Source organism: Actinoplanes sp. M2I2, assembly GCF_023544445.1.
In the GTDB taxonomy this organism is placed as follows: Bacteria; Actinomycetota; Actinomycetes; order Mycobacteriales; family Micromonosporaceae; genus Actinoplanes.
Genome location: NZ_JALPVJ010000011.1, coordinates 54,324 through 80,365 on the forward strand (window position 1 = coordinate 54,324; position 26,042 = coordinate 80,365).

General features: G+C 70.7%; 27 protein-coding genes. 12 read left to right on the top strand and 15 right to left on the bottom strand.

Annotated elements, in window-relative coordinates:
- The first annotated feature begins 236 nt into the window (after positions 1–236).
- Positions 237–1,070 carry a tetratricopeptide repeat protein gene (locus HJC40_RS23240; RefSeq protein ID WP_250003504.1) on the top strand — a complete coding sequence of 278 codons (834 nt, stop codon included), beginning with the start codon at positions 237–239 and terminating at the stop codon, positions 1,068–1,070.
- A 154-nt stretch (positions 1,071–1,224) separates the two neighbouring features.
- Here the strand turns inward: HJC40_RS23240 and HJC40_RS23245 are convergent, their stop codons facing one another.
- Positions 1,225–1,641 carry a MarR family transcriptional regulator gene (locus HJC40_RS23245; protein WP_250003505.1) on the bottom strand — a complete coding sequence of 139 codons (417 nt, stop codon included), beginning with the start codon at positions 1,639–1,641 and terminating at the stop codon, positions 1,225–1,227.
- A gap of 179 nt (positions 1,642–1,820) precedes the next feature.
- Between HJC40_RS23245 and HJC40_RS23250 the strand changes: the two genes are divergently transcribed.
- Positions 1,821–3,551 carry an ABC transporter ATP-binding protein gene (locus HJC40_RS23250; RefSeq protein WP_250003874.1) on the top strand — a complete coding sequence of 577 codons (1,731 nt, stop codon included), beginning with the start codon at positions 1,821–1,823 and terminating at the stop codon, positions 3,549–3,551.
- Positions 3,552–3,711: 160 nt separating this feature from the next.
- On the opposite strand, the gene HJC40_RS23255 is transcribed toward HJC40_RS23250, so the two are convergent.
- The 4 genes from HJC40_RS23255 to HJC40_RS23270 all read right to left on the bottom strand — a co-directional run bounded on the left by HJC40_RS23255 (position 3,712) and on the right by HJC40_RS23270 (position 7,284).
- The gene (locus tag HJC40_RS23255; protein WP_250003506.1) at positions 3,712–4,338 is read right to left on the bottom strand and encodes a hypothetical protein; all 627 of its coding nucleotides are present in this window, start codon (positions 4,336–4,338) and stop codon (positions 3,712–3,714) included.
- 84 nt (positions 4,339–4,422) lie between these two features.
- Positions 4,423–4,764, bottom strand: coding sequence for a VOC family protein (locus HJC40_RS23260; protein WP_250003507.1), 342 nt, complete (start codon positions 4,762–4,764; stop codon positions 4,423–4,425).
- Between the two features lie 4 nt (positions 4,765–4,768).
- Positions 4,769–5,404, bottom strand: coding sequence for a nitroreductase family protein (locus HJC40_RS23265; RefSeq protein WP_250003508.1), 636 nt, complete (start codon positions 5,402–5,404; stop codon positions 4,769–4,771).
- A gap of 335 nt (positions 5,405–5,739) precedes the next feature.
- Positions 5,740–7,284, bottom strand: a complete 1,545-nt coding sequence (locus tag HJC40_RS23270; protein ID WP_250003509.1) for a citrate/2-methylcitrate synthase — start codon at positions 7,282–7,284, stop codon at positions 5,740–5,742.
- Positions 7,285–7,351: 67 nt separating this feature from the next.
- On the opposite strand from HJC40_RS23270, the gene HJC40_RS23275 reads away from it, so the two are divergent.
- A complete protein-coding gene (locus tag HJC40_RS23275) occupies positions 7,352–8,467 on the top strand; it encodes a citrate synthase 2 (RefSeq protein ID WP_250003510.1) in 1,116 nt (371 codons plus the stop codon).
- Between the two features lie 294 nt (positions 8,468–8,761).
- Positions 8,762–8,989 carry a hypothetical protein gene (locus HJC40_RS23280; RefSeq protein WP_250003511.1) on the top strand — a complete coding sequence of 76 codons (228 nt, stop codon included), beginning with the start codon at positions 8,762–8,764 and terminating at the stop codon, positions 8,987–8,989.
- A 35-nt stretch (positions 8,990–9,024) separates the two neighbouring features.
- Here HJC40_RS23280 and HJC40_RS23285 read toward each other — a convergent pair whose 3' ends face one another.
- The 3 genes from HJC40_RS23285 to glgX form a co-directional block, all read right to left on the bottom strand.
- Complete coding sequence (locus HJC40_RS23285; RefSeq protein WP_250003512.1) at positions 9,025–9,540, bottom strand: SET domain-containing protein; 516 nt, start codon at positions 9,538–9,540, stop codon at positions 9,025–9,027.
- Positions 9,541–9,620: 80 nt separating this feature from the next.
- Positions 9,621–10,646 (bottom strand): hypothetical protein, encoded by a 1,026-nt coding sequence (locus tag HJC40_RS23290; protein ID WP_250003513.1) that lies wholly within the window; start codon positions 10,644–10,646, stop codon positions 9,621–9,623.
- Between the two features lie 28 nt (positions 10,647–10,674).
- Entirely contained in the window at positions 10,675–12,783 is a 2,109-nt protein-coding gene (glgX, locus tag HJC40_RS23295) for a glycogen debranching protein GlgX (protein ID WP_250003514.1), read from the bottom strand.
- Between the two features lie 84 nt (positions 12,784–12,867).
- Here glgX and HJC40_RS23300 point away from each other — a divergent pair, with 84 nt between their 5' ends.
- From HJC40_RS23300 to HJC40_RS23310, 3 genes are read left to right on the top strand one after another with little or no spacing between them, the layout of a single operon-like run.
- Positions 12,868–13,491 (top strand): hypothetical protein, encoded by a 624-nt coding sequence (locus HJC40_RS23300; protein ID WP_250003515.1) that lies wholly within the window; start codon positions 12,868–12,870, stop codon positions 13,489–13,491.
- Positions 13,488–14,651, top strand: a complete 1,164-nt coding sequence (locus tag HJC40_RS23305; protein WP_250003516.1) for a PrsW family intramembrane metalloprotease — start codon at positions 13,488–13,490, stop codon at positions 14,649–14,651. The genes HJC40_RS23300 and HJC40_RS23305 overlap by 4 nt, the downstream gene beginning before the upstream one ends.
- A 17-nt stretch (positions 14,652–14,668) precedes the next feature.
- Positions 14,669–15,166 (top strand): DUF1990 family protein, encoded by a 498-nt coding sequence (locus HJC40_RS23310; RefSeq protein ID WP_250003517.1) that lies wholly within the window; start codon positions 14,669–14,671, stop codon positions 15,164–15,166.
- Positions 15,167–15,479: 313 nt separating this feature from the next.
- Here HJC40_RS23310 and HJC40_RS23315 read toward each other — a convergent pair whose 3' ends face one another.
- Both HJC40_RS23315 and HJC40_RS23320 read right to left on the bottom strand, forming a co-directional pair.
- Entirely contained in the window at positions 15,480–16,427 is a 948-nt protein-coding gene (locus HJC40_RS23315; RefSeq protein WP_250003518.1) for an LLM class flavin-dependent oxidoreductase, read from the bottom strand.
- The gene (locus HJC40_RS23320; RefSeq protein ID WP_284043649.1) at positions 16,424–16,996 is read right to left on the bottom strand and encodes a sugar O-acetyltransferase; all 573 of its coding nucleotides are present in this window, start codon (positions 16,994–16,996) and stop codon (positions 16,424–16,426) included. Before HJC40_RS23320 ends, HJC40_RS23315 begins: the two co-directional genes overlap by 4 nt.
- 155 nt (positions 16,997–17,151) lie before the next feature.
- Between HJC40_RS23320 and HJC40_RS23325 the strand changes: the two genes are divergently transcribed.
- Positions 17,152–17,943, top strand: coding sequence for an inositol monophosphatase family protein (locus HJC40_RS23325; RefSeq protein WP_250003520.1), 792 nt, complete (start codon positions 17,152–17,154; stop codon positions 17,941–17,943).
- A gap of 153 nt (positions 17,944–18,096) precedes the next feature.
- Here HJC40_RS23325 and HJC40_RS23330 read toward each other — a convergent pair whose 3' ends face one another.
- Together HJC40_RS23330 and HJC40_RS23335 are read right to left on the bottom strand one after the other, a co-directional pair.
- On the bottom strand, positions 18,097–18,594 hold the full coding sequence (locus HJC40_RS23330; RefSeq protein ID WP_250003521.1) for a GNAT family N-acetyltransferase: 498 nt from the start codon (positions 18,592–18,594) through the stop codon (positions 18,097–18,099).
- Between the two features lie 169 nt (positions 18,595–18,763).
- Entirely contained in the window at positions 18,764–20,026 is a 1,263-nt protein-coding gene (locus tag HJC40_RS23335; RefSeq protein ID WP_250003522.1) for a DUF1479 domain-containing protein, read from the bottom strand.
- A 90-nt stretch (positions 20,027–20,116) separates the two neighbouring features.
- Here HJC40_RS23335 and HJC40_RS23340 point away from each other — a divergent pair, with 90 nt between their 5' ends.
- On the top strand, positions 20,117–21,508 hold the full coding sequence (locus HJC40_RS23340; RefSeq protein ID WP_250003523.1) for an ROK family transcriptional regulator: 1,392 nt from the start codon (positions 20,117–20,119) through the stop codon (positions 21,506–21,508).
- Positions 21,509–21,791: 283 nt separating this feature from the next.
- On the opposite strand, the gene fliQ is transcribed toward HJC40_RS23340, so the two are convergent.
- The 3 genes from fliQ to HJC40_RS23355 form a co-directional block, all read right to left on the bottom strand.
- Positions 21,792–22,049, bottom strand: coding sequence for a flagellar biosynthesis protein FliQ (gene fliQ / locus HJC40_RS23345; RefSeq protein WP_250003524.1), 258 nt, complete (start codon positions 22,047–22,049; stop codon positions 21,792–21,794).
- Between the two features lie 328 nt (positions 22,050–22,377).
- The gene (locus tag HJC40_RS23350) at positions 22,378–23,181 is read right to left on the bottom strand and encodes a maleylpyruvate isomerase N-terminal domain-containing protein (protein WP_250003525.1); all 804 of its coding nucleotides are present in this window, start codon (positions 23,179–23,181) and stop codon (positions 22,378–22,380) included.
- 55 nt (positions 23,182–23,236) lie between these two features.
- The gene (locus tag HJC40_RS23355; protein ID WP_250003526.1) at positions 23,237–23,860 is read right to left on the bottom strand and encodes a hypothetical protein; all 624 of its coding nucleotides are present in this window, start codon (positions 23,858–23,860) and stop codon (positions 23,237–23,239) included.
- Positions 23,861–24,026: 166 nt separating this feature from the next.
- Between HJC40_RS23355 and HJC40_RS23360 the strand changes: the two genes are divergently transcribed.
- The 3 genes from HJC40_RS23360 to HJC40_RS23370 are packed head-to-tail and all read left to right on the top strand — an operon-like array spanning position 24,027 to position 26,008.
- Entirely contained in the window at positions 24,027–24,425 is a 399-nt protein-coding gene (locus tag HJC40_RS23360) for a ChaB family protein (RefSeq protein ID WP_250003527.1), read from the top strand.
- Positions 24,422–24,829, top strand: a complete 408-nt coding sequence (locus HJC40_RS23365; protein ID WP_250003528.1) for a DUF1810 domain-containing protein — start codon at positions 24,422–24,424, stop codon at positions 24,827–24,829. The genes HJC40_RS23360 and HJC40_RS23365 overlap by 4 nt, the downstream gene beginning before the upstream one ends.
- 12 nt (positions 24,830–24,841) lie before the next feature.
- Positions 24,842–26,008, top strand: coding sequence for an acyl-CoA dehydrogenase family protein (locus tag HJC40_RS23370; RefSeq protein WP_250003529.1), 1,167 nt, complete (start codon positions 24,842–24,844; stop codon positions 26,006–26,008).
- The last annotated feature ends 34 nt before the right edge of the window (positions 26,009–26,042 follow it).

Genomic DNA, 26,042 nt, shown 5'->3' on the forward strand with positions numbered 1-26,042 from the left:
TTCCTTTCCCGTGCTCCGGAGCCGGGGGATCGGCTCCTTGCTGCTCCTCCAGGGCGGCGTCGCTTCCCGTCCGGTGTTCCCGGTGGGGGCGCTGCTCCTCGTTGGCAACCGCTCTCGATCGGCATCGGCACCGTCGGGGTGAAGACCGAGCGCGATGAGCTGCGTCACGTTTTCCACAACCGAGACGCACCCGGGCCGTACCGCGATCCGCGCCTGTGGATTCCGATCACAGAATCGTGCGTACCGAAAACCTCCTCGACCGTGCCGGTGACCTGCTGACCAGCGGGCGCGCCGGACAGGCGGCGACCCTGCTGACCCCCGTCGTCGGGGCCGAGCCCGGCAACGCCGTGGCCTGGCTTCTGCTCGCCCGGGCGCGAATGGCCCTCGGCACGTTCGCCGACGCGCTCTACGCCGCCCGGACCGCGCTGGCGCTTAACCCGCGCGGCGTCGAGGAGTTGTACTGGGTCAGCGCCGCGTACACCGCGCTGGGCCGGCACGACCTGGCCATCACGGCCGCGGCCGCCGCGAGCGAAGAGGACCCCGGCAACCCGCGCCCGGCTGAGCGGTACGGGCGCGCGCTGCTGGCCGCCGGACGCACCGCCGAGGCCGAGTCCGTGCTGGGCGCCGCGGCCGAGATCGCCCACTACGACGCCGACGTCCAGGTGGCGTACGGGATGGCGCTGTTCGCAGCCGGGCGGCCGTTGAGCGCCCGGGAGGCCTACTCGCGCGCGATCCGGCTCGTCCCCGGACACCCGCGCGCGCTCACCGAGCTGCGCCGGCTGAGCGCGGCCGAGCAGCAGATCCGCGACGCCGCCTCGCTGGTGCGGGTGGCCGACACGTTCGCCGAGTCGTTGCGGGTGCCGGCCGGCGGTCTCGGCCCGGACAGCCGGGCCCGTTCGGCGTTCGCCCACCTGGCGGCGGTCGCGCTGGGGGTCTGCCTGGTGGGGCTGCTCGTGCTGGCCGTGCTCATCCGGGTGGTCGGCGTCGAGATCCCGATGCCGCTGCTGGTGGCCGTCTTCTGCGCGACCGGCTCCGCGGCCTGCCTGACCGCTTACGCCCGCCGCTCCTGAAGCCGCCGATCCGCGCGGCCTGCCTGACCGCTTACGCCCGCCGCTCCTGAAGCCGCCGATCCGCGCGGCCCGGCCGGCTCGCGGTACCCGGCTGGCTCGCGGCAACAGCTGACCCGCTGACCGCGTTGATTCACCGAACCGCGCCGGGCCTTCCTCAGTCGGCGTCCTCGCGCAGGCGGCGCAGGAGGCGGCCGAGTTCGTCGCGGTCGTCGGGGGAGAGCGTGGCGAAGAAGCGTTCGCCGGCCGCCCGGCGGGCCGCCTGGATGTCCCGGCTGACGCGCTCGCCCTCGCCGGTCAGCGTCACCAGCACGGCTCGGCGGTCGGCCGGGTCGGGGTGGCGTTCGGCCAAGCCGGCGCCCTGCAGGTCGTCGACGACCTCGGTGGCCGAGCGCGGTGCTATCCGCAGATGCTCGGCCAGCTCGCTCGGTCGCAGGTCGCCGTGCCGGGACAACACGCTGATCGCCCGGCCCAGCGAGGGCGTCAACTCCCAGGGCTCCAGCGCCTCGCGCGTGCGCTGCCGCAACCGGCGGGACACGGCGAAGAACGCCTCGAGCAGACCCTCGTCGTCCACGGGAATACCGTACCAGCGTCTTCTGTTGTTCCCTCATGTTGAGGTAACCTCAGCAAGTCACGGATCGCCCCGCGCCCACCGGCGCCTATCGCGGCGACCGTCCCCGTACGGAAGAGGGTCCGCACTTGGAAAGCCCCGTCGAAGGCCGCAGCCGCGGCAAGAAGCCCACCGCCGCCGAGATCGCGCAGGCCAAGAACGTCTCGCTGCGCCGCATCGGCTCCCTGTTCACCGACCACCGCCGCCCGCTCGCCGTCGTGGTCCTCACCATCGTGGCCTCGTCGATCGTCGGCATGGCCAGCCCGTTCCTGCTGCGCGAGGTCATCGACTCCGCGCTGCCCGACCAGAACGTCCGCCTGCTCGTCTGGCTCGTCGTCGGCATGGTCGGCGTCGCCGCCGTGACCGCCGCGCTGGGCGTCGTCCAGACCTGGATCTCCACGACGATCGGCCAGCGCGTCATGCACAGGCTGCGCACCGACGTCTTCCGCCACCTGCAGCGCCAGTCGATCGCCTTCTTCACCCGGACGCGCACCGGTGAGGTCCAGTCGCGCATCACGAACGACATCGGCGGCATGGAAGCGGTCGTCACGTCCACCGCCACCTCGATCGCCTCGAACCTCACCACCGTCGTCGCCACCGCGGTCGCCATGGCCGCCTTGTCCTGGCAGCTCTCGCTGGTGTCGCTGCTCGTGCTGCCGCCGTCGATCTGGCTCACCCGCCGGGTCGCGAGCATGCGCCGGGCCATCACCGCCCAGCGCCAGCGCGAACTGGCCGACCTCAACGTCATCATCGAGGAGGGCCTGTCCATCGGCGGCGTCCAGCTGACCAAGACGATGGGCACCGGCCCGGCCCAGGTCGACCGGTTCACCGACTCGTCGAGGCGGCTCATCGACCTCGAGCTGCGCTCCGAGCTGGCCGGCCGCTGGCGGATGGCCTCGATGAGCATCGTCTTCGCCGCGATCCCCGCCGTCATCTACCTCGCGGCGGGCCTGCCGATCACGTCGGGCTCGATGAGCATCGGCACGCTGGTCGCCTTCACGGCCCTGCAGACCGGCCTGTTCCGGCCGCTCATGGGCCTGCTCAACGTCGGCGTCACGGTCACCAGCTCGCTGGCGCTGTTCGCGCGCATCTTCGAATACCTCGACCTGCCGGTCGACATCGAGGAGCCGGCCCGGCCCGTGCCGGTGGCGGCGCCCCGCGGCCACCTGCGCTTCGAGGACGTCACCTTCACGTACGCCGGAAGCCCGGCCGCCGCCGTCGCCGGAGTCACCCTGGACGTGCCCGCGGGCTCGTCGCTCGCCCTGGTCGGCGAGACCGGCTCGGGCAAGAGCACCATCGCGGCGCTCATCGCCCGGCTCTACGACCCCACGGCCGGCAGCATCACGATCGACGGCGTCGACCTGCGCGACATGTCCCTCGAAACGCTCACGTCGATCGTCGGAGTGGTGTCCCAGGAGACCTACCTCCTGCACACGTCGGTGCGGGAGAACCTGCGCTACGCCAAGCCGGACGCCACCGACGCCCAGATCGAGGAGGCCGCCCGCGCGGCGCAGATCCACGATCTCATCGCGTCGCTCCCGGACGGGTACGACACGATGGTCGGCTCGCGCGGTCACCGGTTCTCCGGCGGCGAGAAGCAGCGGATCGCCATCGCCCGCACACTGCTGCGCGACCCGCGCATCCTGGTGCTGGACGAGGCCACGAGCGCGCTCGACAACGAGACCGAACGGGCCGTGCAGAAGGCGTTCGACGAGCTCTCGATCGGCCGCACGACGGTGACCATCGCCCACCGGTTGTCCACAGTCCGCGACGCCGACCAGATCGCCGTCGTCGACCACGGTCGCATCCTCGAGGCCGGCACCCACGAAGCCCTCGTCGACGTCGGCGGCCGCTACGCCGCCCTGGCCGCGTAGTGCTTGATTCGCCATCCACTGTCGTGGCCGCGCAGTCGACGCCTCACTCGGCCCTGGGGTTGATTGCCGTGCCCGGCCGGGCACGCGAGTCGCTGCCCGGCCGCGCGGTCGAGTTCCGACGGAGAGACGCCCCGAGCCGATGGCCCGGGGCGTCTCGCTGTCACTTGCTCTTCTTGCCCTCGGGCGGCGGGCTGGGCAGCTTCGGGGCGCTCTTCGCGTAGTCCACGACGATCGGCTTGCCCACCCGCACCAGCTCACGGGCCCGCCGGCGCACATCCTCGGCGCTCGTGTTGCGACCCGCCGGCACGTGGATGGCGACGTTCCCGACGAACCGCAGCAGGTCGTCGACCGTACCGGGAAAGATGTTGCACAGCTCGGCCGCGGCCAGCAACTGCGACTCGGGGACGGCGCCGACATGGTCGGACAGACCCGCCGACCAGGCCTTCGGGTGCACCAGGTAGCCGGCCGGGAGCAGGCCCGGCCCACCCAGTTCGCTGAGCGTCTGGGAGCGGTCGCCCTTGGCCGGTCGTGCCGCGTTGACCATGTAGAGGAAGCCCAGCCCGCCGAACAATCCGGTCACGGCCAACGCGACAGCGACGGAATCCGCGCCCTTCATCACGATGATGAAGAGAACGGCGAGCAGGAAAGCGCCGGCCATCATCTCGGCGGTGCCGTCACGGGCCTCGTAATCCTCGGAATGGTCGACCGCGCGGGCGATCAGGCCTTCGTAGATCCGGTCCGTGGGCTGCCACCGGTCGTCGCGGACCGGCAGAGTCCGCTGAGCCATGGGCGTGGGTCCTTCCTCGGGAAGTCGGCGTGCGATACCCCGATATCGGTCGGCCCCCGCCGTACTTTACGAGTCGCCGCCCCGCTACTCCTCGACGCAGAACTCGTTGCCCTCCGGGTCACGCAGCACGATGATGCCGTCCGCCTCCCACGCGAAGGTCGCGCCCAGCCCGGTCAGCCGCTCCACCTCGGCCGGGATGTCACCGCCGGGCGCCCGCAGGTCGAAGTGCAGCCGCAGCTTGCCCTCCTTGGGCTCGGGAACCCGCTGGAACCACAGGTTGGGGCCGCCCCACCCCGGCGCCTCCACGAACGCCTTGGCCGACGTCGAGTCGTCGTCGAGTTCACCACCCAGCGCGGCCGCCCAGAACCGGGCCACGACCAGGGCGTCCTGGCAGTCGAAGGTCAAGCTCTTGACGTACGGGTTCATGCCGTCAGCTCCGTTCCTCGTACCTCTCCTGGAAGACCACCTCGTCGAGCGGCCGCCGCTTCGGCTGGGCCCACCGCCCGCGCGCCGGGTAGCCGAGCGGGACCAGCGCCATGGTGATCGCGTCCTCGGGCAGGTTCAGCAACGCCCGTACGCCGTCCTCGTGCGCCGCGTACAGCGTCGTCAACGTCGAGCCGATGCCATGAGCGCGCGCGGCCAGCATCAATTGCTGCACAGCGCCGTAGATGGACGAGCCCAGCCGCGGGTTCCGCGACCGCGCGGGCCCGAGCAGCACGGGAAAGACCCAGACGGGCGCCTCCTCGAGGTGGTGCGCGAGGTGCTCGGCGGCCCGGAAGTTGGCCGGGCTCATGCTGCCCGACGCGAGGATCTGCTCCCGGCGCGACCCGTAGCTGTGCTCCCAGCCCTCGCGGTACCACTCGGCGATCTGCCGCTTGACCGCCGTGTCCCGCACCACGATCCACGCCCAGCGCTGACTGTTGCCGCCACTGGGCCCCCGCACGGCCGCGTCGAGGATGACGCGGAGAACGTCGTCGCCGATCGGCTCGGCGGACAGGTAGCGGCGGGCGGGCGTGGAGTGCAGCCCCTCGAGCAGGGACAGACCGGCCGGATCTTCAGGCGACATTCCCGGACCTTACCCTCCACAGGGGGCACCGGCTGAGGGCGCCGGCCGGCCGTTCTCCACAGGCCGCCGCGCCGATCCACGCTGCTGTGGTGATAGGCCGTCGCGCCGATCCACGCTGCTGGTGATAGGTCGGGATGATGCTGCACGCTGTCGTGGTCTCCTAGTCGCGCATCTCGTCCTCGATTAGGCGGTGGCTTTGGCGGGCTGACGCCACATGCCGGTCGGTGCTCGGCCGGTTGATCCGGTGTGTTGACGCGACTGTATTGACAGGTGCACGTGTTGACGTGTTGACGTATTGATTGGGTCGTGACGGTCGCGGTCCGCGGTGCGGTTCGTCAGGCGGGAGCTCGGCCCGCGTATTCGCCCGACGGGCGGAAGCGTGACGGCCGGTCGGCGTACTCCTCCAAGGCGTGAGCGATCCACCCGGCCGTGCGCGCGACCGCGAAGATCGTCTCGCCGGCGTCCGGCGGCATGTTGTGTTCCAGCGTGATCGCGGCGAGGGCCAGGTCCACATTCGGGTGCAGGCCCGATCGCGTACGCATGACATGAGCGACGCGCTCGGCCGCGTCCCGGGCGCGGGTGTCGCCGAGCATGTCCAGCAACGCCACCGCGCGGGGATCGCCGTTCGGATAGAGGCGGTGGCCGAACCCCGGCACCGGATCACCGGCGCGCAGCTTGTCGGCGATGGCGTCGATCGGGTCGGGCCGCGTCATCGTCTCGGTCAGCAGCGCGTACGCGAAGCTGCTGGCCGCGCCGTGCAGTGGCCCGTCGAGCGCGGCGAGCCCGGCCCCGACAACGGCGTAGGGGTGAGCGCGAGTCGACGCCGCGACCCTGGCGGCCAGCGTGGACGCGGCGATGTCATGGTCGGCCAGCAGGATCAGCGCGGCGTCGAGCAGATTGTGGTCGCGGGGAGCGGGCTCGCGCGTGGTGAGGCGCGGCCAGAGCCTCTCCGCGATGCGCTTCGTACCGGATCGCTCGACCGGATCGAACGGCGCGCTGGAGCCTTCGTAGTGTGCTGAAGCCGTACGTCCGGTGAGCGACTCATCGGCGACGCGGTCACTGAGCGCTTTGTTTTTCTTCGGCTTGGCTGGTGTCTCGTTCTGGGCCTTGAGCGGTTGAGTCGCGGCGGGCGGATCAGTGGCGATCCGTTGTGCGGTAACCGGCAACGCGGCCGACGACGCGGCGGCCGTAGGCATGGCGGCCGGGGACGTGGTGGCTGGGGACGCGGCGGCCGTGGGCACGGTAGCCGGGGACGTGGCGGCCGGGGACGCGGGGGTTGTGGGTGCTCCGGCCGGCAATCCGGCGGGCTGGTGAGGGGCGAGCGGCGATGCGGCGGGGGGACAAGCGGGGAGCGGGAGGGCGGCGACCATCGTGGCGAGCAGGGTGCGGCCGGTGGCGGTCACCGCGGCCGGCGAGGTGTCGAAGCGGAGCGGGTCGCCGGCCGCGGCCGCGGCGGCTATCACGCGGAGGCGGTCCGTGTTCCGGGCGGCCTCGGGCAGCGGCGCGATGACGGCCTCGGCCAGGCGGCGCAGAGACTCGTCGGGGACGAAGTCGACGTAGGCTCGCGTGCCTGTCCATAGCAAGGTGACGACTTCCTCGAAACTGGCCACTCGTGCGAGCTGGACGGCGTCGAGGCCGCGGTAGTACAAAGTTCCGTGCTGGATGAGGGTGATGCCGGTCTGGATGCCGGGCGTGGTCGGGCGTCGGCGCGCGGCCAGGAAGGCGTCCACCTCGGCGCGGTCGAAGAGGCTGCCCTTGCCGTTCGCGTTCCGGTGGCTGCCGAGCAGGCCACGGCTCACGTAGGCGTACACCGTCGCGGGTCTCACTCCCAGCAGGCGGGCAACGTCATTGGTGGTCAGGCGGGGCACGTCGACATCCATGTGCAGATCCTCTCATGTTGACTGGATCAACGTTGACGTCAACATGAACGACATTGACTCTGTAGTCATGGTGAATGTCAATCCAGGACTGGCCGGTGTCGTCGCGTTCGACACCGAGATAGCGGAGCCCGACCGGGACGGAGGCGCCCTCCGATATCGCGGGGTCGACATCCGCTCGTTGGCCGGGATCGTGTCCTTCGCCGACGTCTGGGGTCTGCTGGCCGACAGTTCGTTCGACTCGCCGCTCCGCCCGTCGCCAGCGCCTCGCGTTCCGGTGCGGACGGGGGACGCGCGGGTGGATGTGCAGGCCGCGGCGGCCGCGCTCGGGCTACGACCGCTCATCGACATCTCCGACGAGCAGGCACGCCAGGACGTGGCACGAGCGTCGGCGGCGATGCTCAGCGTCGCGGCGGCGTCGGCTCGCGGAGACGACCTGCCACCGGTGCCCGAGAGTCGCGTCGCCGAGGGCCCGGACATCACGTCGCAGTTCATGATCCGCTGGAGGGGGGAGCCGGACCCGCGGCATGTCGCGGCGATCGACCGCTACTGGGTCTGCGCCGCTGAGCACGGCCTGAACGCGTCGACGTTCACCGCCCGCGTCGTGGCCAGCACCGGCGCCGACGTCGGGGCCTGTCTCTCGGCGGCGGTGGGCGCGCTCTCGGGACCGCTGCACGGCGGGGCGCCGGCTCGCGCGCTCGGCATGGTCGCCGCCGTCGAGAGGAGTGGGGACGCCCGGGCGTACGTGAAGAAAGTCCTCGACAGCGGTCAGCGGCTGATGGGCTTCGGGCATGCGATCTACCGTGCCGAGGATCCGCGGGCCCGCATCCTGCGCGAGGCGGCGCGGGAGCTGGGCGCGCCGCGCTACGAGGTCGCGCTGGAGCTGGAGAAGGCCGCGCTGGCCGAGCTGCGCGAGCGCAAGCCCGACCGCGTGCTCGAGACCAACGTGGAGTTCTGGGCCGCCATCGTGCTCGATTTCGCCGAGGTCCCGGTGGACATGCTCGCCGCGATGTTCACGTGCGCCCGCACGGCCGGCTGGAGCGCCCACATCCTCGAGCAGAAGCGCCTCGCGAAGATCATCCGTCCGTCGGCCGACTACGTGGGCCCGGCCGAGCGCGCCGCCGCCGACCTACCCGGCTGGGACACGGCGGTCAAGCGCCACGCCACCGCCGAGCTGCCCGGCTAGGACACGGCGGTCGTGCGCCACGCCACTGCCGAGCTGCCCGGCTAGGACACGGCGGTCGTGCGCCACGCCACTGCCGAGCTGCCCGGCTAGGACACGGCGGTCCTGCGCCACGCCACCGCCGAGCTGCCCGGCTGAGACACGGCGGTCGAGCGCCACGCCACCGCCGCGTCAATGCGACGGCCGTCGTGCCGAGGTGGGGTCAGTACCTGCTCGATTTGCTGTGCGGGGACGACGACGTGATCGGCTGGGAATAATCGCTCGCGCGCGGTCCGTCCCGGCGCGCACGATGCTGTGATGGCGGGTGCACCGGAGGGATTCACGTACCGCGTTCGCAAGAACGGGGACATCGAACTGCTGCACCACGGCCGCCCGGCCGGTGTGCTCCGCGGGCAGGCCGCCGCGCGGTTCCTGGCTGATGTGGAGGAGTCCGACCCACAGGAGCTGATGGCGCGGCTCACCGGCAACTATCGGCATGGCAACGAGCGCGTGGCCCGCGAGCACCCGCGCAACCGCAGACGGTAAGCCCACCGCTGGGCCGGCTTTGTGAAGGCGCGACGTCAGGTCAGACCCCGTATGCGGCTCCGCAACGCCGGCACCCAGTGGTCCCCGTAGATCTGGCGCAGGTCCAGGCGTTTCCAGTCCTGGCCGCTCACCACGCCCCGGCACCGGCGCGTGCCGCAACGGCAGCTCATCCGCCACGCCTCGACGCCGGTGCTCGTGGCGTAGTCGTTGGTCAGCTCCTCACCGGCGGCCAGGTCCCGCCGGGCGATCAGCGTGTACGGCGGCCCCCACCACAGATTCGGGTCGCAGCTGTGGTTGCCCTTCCCGTTGGGCCGGCCCGGCGGCAGCACCAGATGCACATCCTCGGCCACGGTGATCGTGTCGACCCACCCGGTGCTGTTGTCCAGCAGATCAGTCAGCTCGCCGGTGGACACGAGCCGCCCACCCAGGCGGGAGACGGTCGCACCCCTCGAGATCGGCGTTCGCGCGAACAAGCCGTCGCCATCGACGGCGGACGGGCGCACCTCGACCGCGGGGTGCAGCCAGCAGTCCGGCTCCGGCGTGGGCCACATGCGTCCACCATCCACCGTCCTCGATGGCTCAGGCAACCCCGCCACCGCGCGAGGCTCCACCGGCCGATCCAGCCCCGGCTTCAGATCGCCAGGCTGTCCGGACCCGCGTCACCACCGGGAAACAGGTGCCGGTGCAGCTCCGACTCCCGGAAGCCGGAGCCGTGATGAGGACTCGACCAGGTGAGCGACTCGTCCGCGTCCCCCGTGCGCACGGCCACGTGATAGTCCGGATGGACACGGTCGTCGCTGGTCGTACGGCTGAAGGTGAGGGCCAGGTGGTCGCCGTGCCGGACCGGCAGGCCGTCCGTCGAGAGCGGCACGTACACCGGCGCCCACCCGCGCGTCCCGCCGGCCAGCGTGTCGATTTCCGGACGGCCCGCGGCCGGCGTGACGGCGATACGGCTCCACAGCAGCAGGCCGGTCAGCCGTGCGGAGGCCACGTCGACCGTCAACCTCGTCGTGGCCACCGCGTTTTCGTCGGGAAGGGACCGCCGGTGGTCGAAGACGAGCGACTCGACCACCGCCGCCGACGAGACGCGCAACGACGCGCCGGGACCACCGAGGCACAGCCGCAGATCGAAGGGGGCGCCGGCGGCGGCGAAGACCCGCTCGACGTACGGCAGACTCGCCGGGTCCAGGACGCGCGCGCTGTCGGGAAGTTGCACCGCCGCGGCCCACGTCTGGATCCGGAACGGGATCCAGACGCAGTCCGTCGTGCACAGGCGCCGCCGCGCGTCGTTGAGGACGGCGACGGCGCCTTCGGCCGAGGCGATGTTCCCGACGATCTCCGAGATGCACACCTGCGCCGGCGAGGGCAGCCCGATCGCGGTCGACGAGCCCTCGATGATCGTCACCCGGTCGCCGAGGCCGGCCACCGCCCGGCGCGCCTGGTCCGCCGCGTCCGGCTGCCGCTCGACCGCGTAGACATGCCGAGCCCCGGCCCGGGCGGCCGCGACGGCCCACAAGGCGTCGCGGCCGGTGCCGATGTCGACGACGACCTTGCCCGCCACCGACCCGGCGATCGCCTGCTGATAGGCGGCGAACCGCTCATCCCGTACGTCGAAGCTGTCGTACACCGCGTCGTCGTAGGCCGGATATTCGCCCATCGACGGGAACAGGGCAAAAGGAGCGTCACTAATAGCGGCACCGTAGCACCACGAGCGTGTGCCCCAGGACCGTCAACTGCGACGCGGCTTTCGCCGTCTTCCGCCGCACCGCCAGCAGCGGGTCCGCCGTGTTGACGACAATCTCCCACGTACGCCCGAAGGTGCGGTCGGGCAGGGTGAAGTCCACCGAATCGCCCAGGGGATTGAACAGCAACAGGAACGAATCGTCGGTGATCGGCTCGCCCAGCGCGTCGCGTTCCGGAATGCCGCGGCCGTTGAGGAAGACCGTCATCGTCATGCCGCTGCGGGCGTTCCAGTCCGACTCGGTCATCGGCCGGCCGTCGCGGCGCAGCCACGCGATGTCGGGCACCTTGTCGTCGCCGAAAGCCTCGCCGGTGAAGAATCGCCGGCGCCGGAAAATGGGGTGCGCGGCCCGTAGCGCCGTGACCCGGCGCGTGAAACTCGTCAGCACGTCCTGATTGCGGGCGTCCGTCCAGTCGACCCAACTTGTTTCGTTGTCCTGGCAATAGACGTTGTTGTTGCCGCCCTGGGTGCGGCCCAGTTCGTCGCCGTGGGCAATCATCGGTACGCCCTGCGACAACAGCAGGGTGGCCAGGAAATTGCGTTTCTGCCGCTCGCGCAGGGCGACGATCTCGGGGTCGTCGGTCGGCCCCTCGACCCCGCAGTTCCACGACCGGTTGTGGCTCTCGCCGTCGCGGTTCTCCTCGCCGTTGGCCTCGTTGTGCTTCTCGTTGTACGACACCAGGTCGTTCAGCGTGAAGCCGTCGTGGGCCGTGACGAAGTTGATCGACGCGATCGGGCGGCGGCCGTCGATCTCGTACAGATCGGAACTGCCGGTGAACCGCCCGGCGAACTCGCCGAGGGACGAGGGTTCGCCGCGCCAGAAATCGCGCACCGAATCGCGGTAACGACCGTTCCATTCCGTCCAGAGCGGGGGGAACCCGCCGACCTGGTAGCCGCCGTCGCCGACGTCCCAGGGCTCGGCGATGAGCTTGACCTGTGAGACGATCGGGTCCTGGTTGACCAGGTCGAAGAACGCGGCCAGCCGGTCGACGGCGTGGAATTCGCGGGCCAGCGCGGCCGCCAGGTCAAACCGGAAACCGTCGACGTGCATCTCGGTCACCCAGTAGCGCAGCGAATCCATGATGAGCCGCAGCGACTCGTGGTGGCGCACGTTGAGGCTGTTCCCGGTGCCGGTGGTGTCGTAGTAGAACTGCTTGTTGTCCTCGACCAACCGGTAATAGGCGGGATTGTCGATGCCCCGGAAGGACAACGTCGGGCCCAGATGGTTGCCCTCGGCGGTGTGGTTGTAGACGACGTCGAGGATCACTTCGATCCCGGCCTGGTGCAGCGCCTTGACCATCGATTTGAATTCCTGGACCTGGCCGCCGTGCCCGCCGAACGAGGCGTATCCGTTGTGCGGCGCGAAGAAGCCGATGGTGTTGTAGCCCCAGTAGTTCGTGAGGCCGCGGTCGATCAGCGTGCTGTCGTGCACGAACTGGTGGACCGGCATGAGCTCGACCGCGGTCACGCCCAGCTCCCGCAGATACTTGATCATCGCCGGATGGGCCAGACCGGAGTACGTCCCGCGGACGTCCTCGGGAATCTCGGGATGCCGCTCGGTCATGCCTTTGACGTGGGCCTCGTAGATGACCGTCTGATGGAACGGAATGCGCAGCGGCCGGTCGTTGCCCCAGTCGAAGAACGGGTTGATGACGACCGATTTCTGGGCGTACGCCGCCGAATCGTCGTCGTTGCGCGAATCGGGGTCGCCGAACCGGTACGCGAACAGCGCCTCGTTCCAGTCGTTACGCCCGTCGATCGCCTTGGCGTACGGGTCGAGCAGCAGTTTGCTGGGGTTGCAGCGCAGTCCGTTGGCCGGATCGTAGGGGCCGTGAACCCGGTACCCGTAGCGCTGACCCGGCACGATCCGGGGCAGGTAGCCGTGCCAGACGAGGGCCTCGCGCTCGGGCAGGTCGATGCGCGTCTCGGTGCCGTCCTCGTCGAAGAGGCACAGTTCGACCCTTTCGGCGAGTTCGGAGAAAAGGGCGAAATTCGTCCCGCCGCCGTCGTAGGTGGCACCCAACGGGTACGGGTTTCCTGGCCAGATGTGCATGCGGATGTTGCTTCCCTCCCACCACGGTCGTCAATCCGAGCGTTCGGCGACCGTCGGCACTAGGTTGTTGCCCAGGGGGTGGACATGAGTACAGGCATACCGGGCTGGGTGCCCGTGGAACATCGGTGGTTCGGTCTCGACCGGCGGATGCTGCGGCCCGCGCTGTTCGTGCTCGTCGTCGCCCTGCTGCTGATCTACGGCTGGCCGGCGCTGAACGCGATCGTGCCCTGGAACAATCCCACGAGGGCCGGGGACGTGCTCGACCTGGGCGCCGGCGCGACCGCTGTCCCCCCGGTCGGCTGGCAGCTCGAGGACGGCACGCTGGTCAGCGACCGTACGGGAGTGAGCCCGACCCAGGAGAGCGTGAAGCTGGCCAAGGGCGGCGCGACCATCCAGATGACCGGCGCATCGTTCAACGGCACCGCGGCCCAGTTCCTCGACCAGGTGATCACCTCCCAGGACCCGCAGGCCGACATCTCCGGGTCGCCGGCGACCTTCACCACGACGTCCGGCCTGGTCGGCGTGGTCCGCAGCGCCAGCGGCACGGGCGGCGACGAGCTCCTGGCCGCCTTCAAGATGTCGCTGTCCACCCCGGCGACCGCCCCCGCCCTGCTCGTCAACGTCTCCGCCGTACCGGGCGAGTTCCAGCAGGTCTCCAGCGAGGTCGAGACGTTCCTGCGCAGCATCACCCCGGAGGCCGCGGCATGACGATCACCACCTCGACGGCCAAGAACGCCCAGCTCGAGGCCATCGACGAGTCCGGCTGGGGCGCGCGCTTCAGGTTCTTCCAACCGCACAACCCGGCCTTCTGGGTCTATGTCATCGGTGTCGGCGCCGGTGCGATCGGCATGATCAAGTACTTCGGCCCGGCTCTCGGCGGGACCTATCGCCTGGCTGTGACCAGTGGCATCGTCTTCTTCGGGATCTACCTCATCCCGTGGCTGCTGTTCCTGCGCCGGCAGAACCGCTACACCGCGCAGCCGGGCGGGCTCCTGGCCACCGGCTTCATCTGGGGCGCGGTCGCCGCCACCTTCTGGATCGCCCTGCCGGCCAACACCGCCCTGCTCGAGATCTGGACGAAACTGCTCGGTCCGGCCGGCGCGGAGACATGGGGCGCCGGTCTCGCCGCGCCGATCGACGAGGAGTGGAGCAAAGGCCTCGGCCTGATCCTGCTGATCGCCCTGGCGCCCCGGCTGGTGCGCAGCGCCTACGACGGCTTCATCATCGGCGCGTTCATCGGTCTCGGTTTCCAGGTCTCCGAGGACATCCTGTACGCCTACAACAACGCCACCGCCAGCTTCGGCGTCGGGCAGCTGGAGTCGTCGCTGTTCATCCTGGCGCTGCGAGGGTTCGCCGGCATCACGTCGCACGCCCTGTTCAGCGCGATCTTCTGCGCCGGGGTGATGTGGATCCTCGGCCGCGCGCCGGGGGAGAGGCGCATCGGCCGGGGCCTGCTGGCCTGCCTGGCGGCGATGTTCCTGCACTTCGCGTGGGACGACGCGTCCGGCCTGTTCGGCTGGAGCACCTTCCTGACGCTCTTCGCGCCGTACCTGCTCCTGATGCCGCTCGCCATCGTGGTCCTGCTCGTCGTACGCCGCCTGGCCTCGTCCAAGGAGCGCGCCTGGATGCGCGAGCTGCTGGCCCCCGAGGTCGAGTCCGGCGTCGTCGACCAGCCCCTGCTCGACGCGGTGAGCGGCCTGCACAAGGACCGTCGGCACTTCCGCAAACTCGTCCACGACCGGCGGCGGGCCCGTCACCTCGTCGAGAGCGCCGGCGACCTGGCCCAGGAGATCGCCGCGTCGGGCGGGCAGGAGACAGCGCGGGTGGCCCACGCGCGGGCCGAGGTGCTCCGTTTACGCGGGGCCTGACCGGATACGTTGACGCCATGGAGAAGCCCCTGACGTACGCCCGGGTCGGCGCCACCCGTGAGGGCCCGCTGCCCGCCGGCTACGACCACGTCCACCGCGACGCCCCGCTCGGGCACGGCCGGGAGACGTTCGAGCGGGCCGCCAACGGGCTTCTCCACTGGCGCATGCACCGCGCGGCCGGTCTGAAGGTGCGCGCCGACGGGCCGTCGGCCGCGGAGGGGGTCAACGTGACCCTGCGGCTGCTGATGCTGACCATCCCGTGCCGCGTGGTCTACACCGTCGACGAGCCGAACCGGCGCGGCTTCGGCTACGGCACGTTGCTGGGTCACCCCGAGAGCGGCGAAGAGGCCTTCTTCGTGGTGCTGCGCGACGACGACTCGGTCCGGTTCCAGGTGCGCGCCTTCAGCCGTCCGGCCACCCTTCTCGTACGGCTGGGCGGCCCGATCTCGATGCTGGCCCAGCGCCTCGCGACCGACCGCTACATCAAGGCCATGCAGCGGATCAGCCGCGGCTGAGGTTCAAGCGCTTCCTCGCCGGCGCGGGCTTGTCCGGCATGAGTGGCTGGGTCGGCCTGCGCTCGCGTCGGGCTCGTGCTCGACGGGTGGCATCAGGTCGGCCTGCGCTCGCGTCGGTCGGCCCGCGCTCGCGTCGGCCCAGCCTGCGTGAACTCGCGTGGCGTCGCCGCGGGACGTTGTGGCCCACGCCCACCATGCTGTGCGGTTGAGTGTCGCCGCCCGCAGTGTCGCCGTCCACAGCGCGCGTATGTCCGCTTCGATCACGGACGAACCGGGACCCGTCGTGCCTGTGGACAGCCGCGGCCGGCCGGTGTCAGCGCCGGAGGACCCCGGCCAGGCGGTCCAGCGCGCCGAGGCGGTCGGTCTCGGCGGGGATCATCACGACGCTTGTCGCGCCGGCGTCGTGCCGGGCCGCGATCCGGGTACGGACCTCGTCGGGTGTGCCGGCCAGGGACAACTCCCGCACCCACTCGTCGGGCAGGGTGGCCGCGAACTCGTCCGGCCCGGCCGACGCCGCACGATGGCGGGCCAGATCCCCGGCGAACGGCAGCGCGGCCAGATGCGGCGCCCAGTCGGGCTCGCCGATCCAGGCGAGGCCCGGGCGCACCAGGTCGCGGGCGGCCCGGCCGTCGTCGCCGACGACCGCGGCGTCGTACGTGATGACCTCGAGAGACGACGAGCCCAGATGCCCTACCGACGCCTGGATGTAGGGCGGCGCGGACGGCTCGGCCAGCAGCACACCGTCGGAGACCCGCCCGGCGACCGCGATCGACTTCGGCCCCCGCACGCCCAGCACCACCGGCGGCACCACCTCGGGTCGCTCGCCGATGACGACACCCTCCACCTGGACGTACCGGCCGGCCGCCGGCCCGGGCTCACCACGCAGAAGGGTGCGCACCGCCACCGTGTACTCCTCGAGCAGCGTCAACGGGCTGGCCGGCCACGCCCCGACCTGCCGCATCCAGGCGGGCATGCCGTGCCCGATACCCGCGATCAGCCGCCCGGGGAACAACTGCGCGAGCGTCCCCAGGTCCATCGCCGCGAAGGCAGCGTTGCGGGCCCCCGCCGGCAGGATGCCGATGCCCACCACGATCCGCGACGTCGCGGCGAGCACAGCCCCGGCCTGCGCGACCCCGCCCCGGAAGCCGAGGTCCTCCACAACCCACAGCTCGTCAAAGCCCAGCTCGTCGGCCCGCTGTGCATAACGAAGCACCTCGTCCACAGGCAGGTCCCGCGGCAACATCACACCCACACGCGTCACGACGAGCTCCCTCTGAATCCGGTCCGGTCGGCCTCCGTGATCTTACGGAGCACCCGCGCCGGGTTGCCCGCGACGATCACCCCGGCCGGGACCGGCCGCGTCACGACGCTGCCCGACCCGACGATCGACCCGTCACCGATCGTCACTCCCTGGTTGATCGTGACGTCACCGCCCACCCAGACCCGATGACCGATGGTGACCGGTTTGGCGTAACACCCACCGGCCGCGCGCTCGTCCGGGTCGATGGCGTGATTGCTCGTGTAGATGCCTACCCGCGGCCCGAACAGCACATCGTCCCCGATCGTGATGCCACCGCCATCGAGCAGCACGCAGTCGAAGTTGGCGTAGAACCGGTCTCCGACGGTGATGTTGAACCCGAACTCACACCGGAACGTCGGCTCGAAGTGGCAGCCCGTCCCCACGCTGCGCAACAGGCGCCGCAGGATCGCCTCCCGCGCCGCTTGCGGCTGCCCGAAGCTGTCGTTGTACTCGCCGGTGAGCATGACTGTCCGCTTCCGCGCCTCGACAAGCTCACTCGTCAAGTCGTCATACATTGCGCCGGTCAACATGTACGCCCGCTGCTCTTCAAGAGTCACAACGAATCCTTACGCGCCGGCCGCCTGTGGAGAACCCCTTCGAGATCAAAATCTGATGGGTACGGACCTCAACTTCCCTCATGGGCCGGGCGCATCGAGCAGGGCATCGCCATCTCTATGATCGAGCGATGTTGATCAGCGACGCCGACCTGGCAGTGTCAGCGGCCGAGGCGGGCGCGGCGGTGGTGCTTGAGCACTACGGGACGCACTTGGCACGATTCGACAAGGCGCCCGGCGACTTCGCCACGCAAGCCGACCTCGATGCCGAGCAGGCGATCTTCGCCCGGCTGACCGGAGCCCGCCCCGGCGACGTGATCGTCGGCGAGGAGAGCGGTCGCACCGGCGCCGCCGGCGGCGAGCGCGAGTGGCTCGTCGACCCCCTGTGCGGAACGCTGAACTACGCCGCCAGGACCATGCTGGTTGCGGTCAACGTCGCCCTGCGCACCAACGGCCGCACGTCGGCCGCCGCGGCGGCCGATCCGTTCGCCGCAGAGGTCTTCTGGACCGACGGCGCCCAGTCCTGGGTGCGCCACCGGGGCCGCGACGAGTTGCTCGCGCCGACTGCCGCCACCAACCTCGTCGACCTCAACCTCGACCCGCCGTTCCCCAACGCCCCAGCCTTCCGAGCCGCGCGCCTGCTCCTCGACGACCGTTTCACCGCCCGCTTCCGGCCGCGCGTCATCTCGACCACCTTGGCGCTGGCCTGGGTGGCCGCGGGCCGGCGAGCGGCGTACCTCACCGACGGCCACCTGAAAGACAGCGTCCACTTCGCGGCCGGCATCGCCCTGTGTGAGGCCGCGGGCTGCATCGTGACCAGCCTCGACGGCGGCCCCCTCCACACCGGCGCCCAGGGCCTGATCGCCGCAGCCGACCCGGCCACCCACGGCGCCCTGCTCGAGCTGACAGCTCACGTCGAATAGCCGGACCGGATGCGGACCCTTTGCGAACTCGTCGAGCGAGGGCGCAGAGCGTTCCCGAAACAGCCGGGCGGCGGTACAGAGGGTCCCCGAATTCGTCGGAGCGATCGTCGCTGTCCGATGACAGGTCGGCTTGTGTGATTTCCGAGCCGAAGGTCAGTGGTCGCCCCGGGGATAAGACGCCGACGGGACAGACAGGCGCATAGCCGGGTCGGACGTACGACGGAATCCCTGTGAGGCGTAGAGCGGCTCTCCTTCCGAGCTGGCGCGCAGGTCGATCACTCCGGCGCCCCGGACGCGGAACCACTCGATCAGAGCCGACATGCAAGCGCGGGCGTAACCCCGGCGCCGGTGGGCCGGGTCGGTCGCGACATTGAATACGTAGCCGGCCAGACCGCTGGGATTGCGAGGGCCGCCCAGCCGCTCCTCGAGGATGCCGACCGCGCAAGCCGCGAGCCGCCCCGGCGCGTCCGGATGATCGACGACAAAGCCCACCATGGTCGGCGTGGATTCCGCCAGCCGCCGCAGCAGTGTCTGCCGAGCCACGTCCCGCCAGCCGCCCTCGTCCGAATCGTCGGCCACCCCGAACAGCACACCCCGGAGCCGCACCAACTCGGCCGCATCGTCCACCGTGGCCATGCGTACGTCGATCATGGCTAGAGGGTAATGACGCCCCCTCCCATCACGTCACCGAATAAGGGCCAGCAACCTCACCGGGCGGGACCGTCCCGCCGTTGTACGCCGCCGCCCGGTAGGGGCGAGCTGACCACCGGACGCCGATCGCAGCGGCGGCTGGCCACGGCGGTCGGCGTTCGACGGTGCTTCAGACGAGACCCAGACCGCGGCGGCCGGTTTCGTTCAGGTCGGCCTCTGTGAAGCGGTTGGTCCAGTCGCGCTCGTAGTGTTCGGCCGGGAAGTCCGACGGGCTGGAGCCGCTGAGGAACGCCTCGCGCACGTTAGCGGCGTACGTCTCGTTGCGGGGACACCACGGGGCCGCGGGGATGTACATGACGTTGCCCCAGCCCTTCTGGTCCTGGACGGGCGCGACGCTGTGGATCATGTCGCAGTGCCACCAGACCGAGTCGCCGGCCTGGACGTCGGGAATGCCGGACAGGGCCTCCATGAGCAGGCCGTGCCACTTGTCGTCGGCCGGGAAGACCTGATTGACGGTCACTCCGCACATGTCGTCGTCAGGAACGTCGTTGAGCAGCGGGCGCAGCATCAGATAGGCCATGGCACCGGGGATCGGCACCGTGTGGAGAACGCCTTGGTCGTGCGCCATGTCGGACAGGGCCGTCCAGCCCTGGAACGTGCGGAACGCCGAACACATGGTCGTGCCGGGATACTGCGGGCCGGCCGTGCGATACGCCGCGTCCCACGGGTCGTACTTCTCCACATCCCCGTTGAACAAGTGACGGAAAGCCTGTTGATAAGCCTCGGTCATCCACAGGTCCAGCGTGCCGGGGTCCAGGTGTGTCCCCAGGCCGGCGGAGTCGGCGCCCTCGGGGCGGCGGCGGATGCGGTCGGGGTACAGCGAGTCGCGCTCCGGGTCGAACCACTGCACACCGTCTGAGGTGTGCTTCCACTGGTTGTTCAGGAAAGCCTGTACGCGAGCCATGCGGTCGCTCTGGCGGGCTTCCATCTGCGCGCGGGACCAGTAGATCGGGTAGATCTCGGGCTTCGACCCGACGCTGCCGAAGAAGTCGTCGCCGGGCCCGCGGTAGTTCTCGAAGAACTTGTTCTCCTCGACGTACTGCACGATGCCGGCATCCCAGCCCAGAGCTTGAGACCGCTCGAAATGTCCCCGGACGACCAGGCAACCGCGCCTGCGCAGCAGGGCGACGTCGGCGGCGCTCACCGTGCCGGCCTCGATGTCGTCGTACGAGATGACCGGCCAGACCGTCTCGCCGCGCGCCTTGGCAGCGACGATGTCCGCGACCTCGGCGGCGACCTTGCGCTCGACGACGGCGAAGACTTCCTCCACCGTGCGTCCGGAGGCGGCGATCTGCTTGCGCAAGGCGGTCTTGACTTCACGGATGGCGGTGGGGAGGTCGGCGGGCGTCTCCTCCCAGTGGGGGAGCGGCATGGCGGTTCTCCTTCTAGTCAGGGCTCTTGCCTAGAAGAAGAGTAGGGTCCCGAGACCTTTCTAGGCAAGAGTCCTGACTAGAGTGATGCTGTGGATACGGTCAAACCGTCACAGGAACTGCTTCGCTCCCTCACCGACGAGCATGTGTTGCGCGCTCTGATGCGTCACCGCCTGTTGACGCGCGCGGAGTTGTCCGCCGAGATCGGCATCTCGAAACCCACAGCCGGCGAAAGCGTCCGCCGACTCACCGAAGCCGGCCTCGTTGTGGATACCGGTCAGCGCACCCCGGGCGGTCGGGGACGCGGGCGGGTGGGCTCGTATTACTCGCTGGCCCCCGATGTCGGCCTGGCTCTCGCGGTCAGCGTCGCGCCCGAGGGCGTGGTGGCGGAATGCCTGGACGCGTACGGGGATCTGGTCGCCCGAGTGGAGAAGCCGATAGGTCGTCCGGCTCGTCCCGACGATGTGGCCGCCGCACTGGGCAGCGCCGTGGACGCGGTTCGCGAGCTGGTCGAGGCTCGGCAGGAAGCCGAGTTCCTTGAGAGCGGTGGGGGCCGTGACGATAGTCCCGAGTTGCGCGGGGCCGGCGTCGGCGGTGACGACAATGTCGAGTTGCGCGGAACAGGTGCGGGCCGTGACGACGGCCTTGGGTTGCTTGAGGGCGGTGTGGGCCGTGGCGGCGGTGTCGGGTTGTCTGAGGGCGGTGTGGGCCGCGACGACGGTGTCGGGTTGTCTGAGGGCGGCGTGGGCCGCGACGACGGTGTCGGGTCGCGCGACGACGGTGTCGGGCTGCGGCAGCGTGGGCGGCTACGGCTGAACGCCCGCCCCCGGCTCGCGGTGGTGAGCGCGGCGGATCCGGTCGATCGGCACACGGGGCGGCTCCTGCAGTTGCCGGATGCGCCGTTTCTGCTCGGGGAGATCGACCCGGTGGCGGTGCTGGCGGAGCGCGTCGGCGGCGCCGTGCTTGTGGACAACGACGTCAACTGGGCTGCTGAAGCGGAACGAGCGGCGACGCCACTGGACGACTTCGCGTATCTCTACCTCGATGAGGGCCTGGGATGCGCCGTCGTGAGCGACGGCGAGGTGCGCCGTGGGCACCGCGGAGTCGCCGGTGAAGTAGCACATCTGATCACGGTGGGGCCGGAGGGACGCGCGATGCCTTTGATCGAGGTGTTCGGCTTACTCGGGCTCCGGCACGAGCACTCAACGGCTGTGGATGTCGACCGGCTGCTCGCGCAGCGGCCGCCGGAGGTGGTGACGGCGGTCGGCGGGCTGATCGCGGCTCTCGCGGCGCTCATCGATCCCGAAGTGGTCGTCATCGGGGGACGGTGGGGTACACAGCTGATCGACGTCATCGCCGCCGAAGTCGGGCGATCGCCTCGTCCCGTGCCGGTGCGGGCCGCGTCTGTGAGCACGGAACCGTCGCTCACAGGTGCCCGGGCCGACGCTGTCCACAGGCTGCGTGGACTCATCACTGCCCGGTGACCGCCTCTGGGTCCGCGGGCTGTGTGAGCACGTGGTTGCCCGGCGACGGCCTCTGGGTCTGCAGGCTGTGTGAGCGCGCGGTTGCCCGGCGACGGCCTCTGGGTCTGCAGGCTGTGTGGGCTCATGGTTGCCCGGCGGCGGCCTGTGGGTCGGCAGGCTGTGTGGGCTCATGGTTGCCCGGTGACGGCCTGTGGGTCCGCAGGCTGTTTGGCTCATCGTCGCCTGGTGACCGCTTCTGGTGACGTCTGAGCCTGTGGGCGGGCGGATCCGCGCGCCTGGAAGGTCAGCCGATGAGTTCGGGGATCCGGCCGAAGAGCTGCGTCGTGTAGGTCGTCATCTCGTGGAGCATCCAGTTGCCCGAGAAGAGCAGGGCGGCGCAGACCGCGGCCGCCTTCGGGACGAAGGACAGCGTCGCTTCCTGGATCTGGGTCACCGACTGGAACAGGGAGATGGCGAAACCGACCGCGAGCGCCGTCAGCAGGACCGGTGCGCACATCTTGGCGGCGATGGTCATGGCCTGAAGGCCCAACTCGATGATCATGGTGTCGCTCATACCTCTCTGTTCGGGCTGAACGGGTCGGCGACGAGTGCAGACCGGTTGCAGTTCGGTGAGAGCGGCCCGGAAATACTCAACTTGGCGCCGGCGGGCCGCCCAGTCCGCGATCCGGTGGCCCAGTTATCCGAACACCCACCTTGCCGACCAAAGCCGACAAGGGCAAGACCCTCCACGGGGGCGAGAACCGACAGGACAGCGCCTGCGCAGGCCGAAGCCGACCAAGAGCCGGCCGGTAGGGAATCGGCCCGAGCGGGTAGATGCCGGCCAGGAGCAGCGCCGGGTGGGTACAGGCTGCAGTCGGCCGGCACCCGGGTCAGACGACGGAGAAGTTTTCCGGGAGGGGCGTACGGCCGGTCAGCGCGCTCAGCACGGCTGGGCCCTCGCCCAATGCCACGGCGATCCGGGCCGCGAGCAGCGTGGCCTCCGAGACGGCGGCGGGGTCGAAGGCCACCGGTACGCCGGCCGCGGCGGCCACGTCGGAGCCGTGGACCACCAGCTCGAACGTTCGGGTCGGGAGCCAGTCGCGGACCCGCATGCCGCCGACGGGGGTGGACACCACGTCGTCGTCGGCGACCGCGGCCAGCGCCTGGGTGGCGCGGCCCGCGAGGTCACCGGCCGACGTCAGGAGATCGGCTGCTCGGCGGGCGTCGTCGTCGGAGGCGGCCACCGCGGCGGCGTACAGCTCGGGCGGCACGTCCCGCACGAACGCGAAGTAGCCCTCGGGGGCCTCGACGTTCACGGTCGGCGGCGCGGGGCGGAAGGTCGACGGGGAGCCGGGGGAGGAGGCCGCGCCGGGCAGCGATGTCGACCTGCCGGAACTCGCAGCGGAACCCGGCAGGAAAGACGGTTCGCCGGCGGGTGCCCCGGAGCCCGGGGGCGGCGGCGATCCGTCGGAGGTCTCCCCGGACGACGTCGAAGCGCTGGACGTGCGCCCGCGTGCCGAGGCGGTGCCGAGCACCGCCGGCACCTGCTCGAGGGCGGAGCTCACGGTGTGGCCGATCAGGTCGCGCAGCGTCCACTTGCCGAGGCCGGGACCGTCGAGGCGGTCGGCCGGCACGCGGCTCACCAGGTCGACGAAGGAGACGGCGGCGGAACGGTAGGTCCGGCGGTAATCCATGCCGCCAACCTAAGCCGTTCACGCCTGGGGGCGGCGCCCGCCTGGCCGAGCCGGGTCAGGCGTCCGGGTCGGGGCCGTTCGCGCGGTGGCGGCCGCCGGCGTAGTCGTGGTCGGCTGTCTCGTCGTCGGTGGCGCCGTGGCGTGCGTGGTAGTGGGGTTCCGCGTGTGGTTGCGGCAGGCCGGACGGGCGCGGCGGGCGGGGCTCGGCCTCGGCCGGGCGGGCGCCCAGGCCGGACGGTGGCAGGCCGGACGGCATGGGACCGGAGGCGGGGCGGGATTCCGGCTCCTCGCGGGGCTTCGAGGGTTGTGCGGCCGGGTCGAGCGGGGGCGGCGGTGACGGGAACGGCTGCCGCTCCGCGTGGCTGGTCGCGTGGTGGCCCGCGTACGGCTGGGTGACGTTCTCCTCCAGGCGTTTGATCTTGACGCGGGAGCGGTGGCGCGCGAAGACGGCCGCGGCGAGGGCCAGCGCGGGGGTCGCGAAGACGAACCACGACGTGAACGGCGACTCGGGCGCGACCACCATCAGGTAGCCCGCGTAGCCCAGGAACGCCAGGCCCAGCAGCACGTCGACCACGCGCATGATCAGGTTCTGGCCGAGACCCAGCACGGCCAGGATCAGGAACAGCAGGCCCGCGGCGGCCAGCGACCCGGCGTACGCGAGAAATTCGCCGTCCGACATGGAGACTCCAAGAAATGATCAGGAACCCCCATTGTCGGCGCTTTGGGACGTTACCGGCGCCATTTCTGGCCGAGCCACCCGTCGCAGTCCCATACCTGTACGTTCGTCCGGTTCTGAAGGCCCGGCGCAGGAGTTTGCCGGGCGTCCGTCGGGGAACCGGGAACTCATGCCAGCACGTGAGGAGCTGCCGTCGACGCTGAAGCGGTCGTCGAAGAAGGCCCAGGAGACGTTCGCGAAGACGCATGATTCGGCCGTCGAGCAGTACGGCGAGGGCGAGCGGGCCCACCGCACCGCCTTCTCGGCCGTCAAGCATTCGTTCGAGAAGGTCGGCGACCACTGGGAGCCGAAGGAGCAGAAGGGGCCCAGCGACGCCAAGGCGGCCGGCGGCCGGGACACCGGCGCCGAGACCGCGGGCGGCGTCGACGCCAACGCGTCCAAGGAGCACCTGGCCGGCATCGCGAAGCGGCTGGAGATCCGCGGACGCTCCCGGATGACCAAGGCGGAGCTGGTCGAAGCCATCCAGAAGGCCAACGCCCGGGAGTCGCGCCGAAGCCTGAACCGATGAGTCTCGACCGTTTCGTGCAGGCGCAGAACGGCACCTACGAGGACGCCCGGGCCGAGCTGGAAGCCGGCCGCAAGCGCACCCACTGGATGTGGTTCATCTTTCCGCAGCTGAGCGGGCTGGGCTCGAGCCCCACGGCCCAGCACTACGCGATCCGCGACCTCGACGAGGCCCGTTCCTACCTCGCTCATCCGGTGCTCGGCCCGCGCCTGCGGGAGCTGGCGGCGATCCTCGTGAAGTCGGACCGGAGCGCGAAGGACATCTTCGGCTACCCCGATGACCTCAAGCTGCGCTCGTCGATGACGCTGTTCGCCGCCGCGGCCGACGACCCGGCCCCGTTCCAGCAGGTCATCGACCATTTCTACGACGGTGCCGACCAGCGCACGCTGGAGCTGCTGGGGCACTGATACGTTGCCTCGATGAGGACCCACGCCGAGGCCGTCGCGGCCGCCACCGAGCTCGCCGCCGCCCTCGTCCCGGGCGCGGTGGAGCGGGACCGCAACGGCGCCGATGTCATCCCGTACGAGGCCCTGGCCCTGCTCGACCGTTCGGGCCTGCTGGCGATCACCGTGCCGGTCGAGGACGGCGGCCCCGGTCTCGGCCCGTCGACGCTGGCCGAGGTGACCCGGCTGATCGCCGCGGCCGATCCGGCCATCGCCCAGGTGCCGCAGGCCCATTACCTGCTGATCGACGTGCTGGCCGTGCATGGCGGCGCCGATCTGCGCAAGCGTCTTTACGCCGAGGTGCTGGCCGGGCGCCGGATCGGCAACGCCCTCGCCGAGCGGGGCGGCAAGCACGCTCAGGATCTGAAGACCCGGGTCGCCGGCGGTCGCCTGAACGGCGTCAAGTATTACTCCACCGGCGCCCTGACCAGCGCCTGGATCGCCGTCAGCGCGATCGGTGAGGACGGGCGCCTGGTGCTCGCCTTCGTGCCGCGCGACGCGGACGGGGTCGAGGTCGGCACCGACTGGGACGTGATCGGTCAGCGCGCCACGATCAGCGGCACTGCGACCTTCACCGACGTGCCGGTCGAGTTCGCCCTGGACTACTCCCGCGCCTACGAGGTGCCGCAGCAGCTCGGGGCCCGCGCCCAGCTCGTGCACGCCGCCATCGAGGTCGGCATCGCCGGCGGCGCGCTGGCCGACGCCCGCGCCTACCTGCGGGAGAAGGCCCGGCCGTCCACCGAGGCGGTGCGCGCAGGTGCCACCACCGCGGTGGAGGACCCCCACGTGATGTATCGGTACGGCCGCCTCGCCACGCGCGTGCGCGCCGCCGAGGCGCTGCTGATCGACGCCGCCCGGACGCTCGACGAGATCGGCCGGGTGCCCGCCGACGCCGGGACGGCCGCGCGCGGCTCGCTGGCCGTGGCCGCCGCCAAGGCCTTCGGCAGCGAGGTGGCGGTGGAGGCGGGGTCGGAGCTCTTCGCGCTCTGCGGCACCAGCTCGGCCGCCGCCAAGTACGACCTGGACCGGCACTGGCGCAACGCCCGCACCCACAGCGTCCACGACCCGGTCGACTGGAAATACCACCACCTGGCCGCCTGGGAACTCAGCGACACCCCGCCCCCCAATCACGGCCAGCTCTAGCCCGGCAGACACCACCCGCGTCGATACGTTAGGT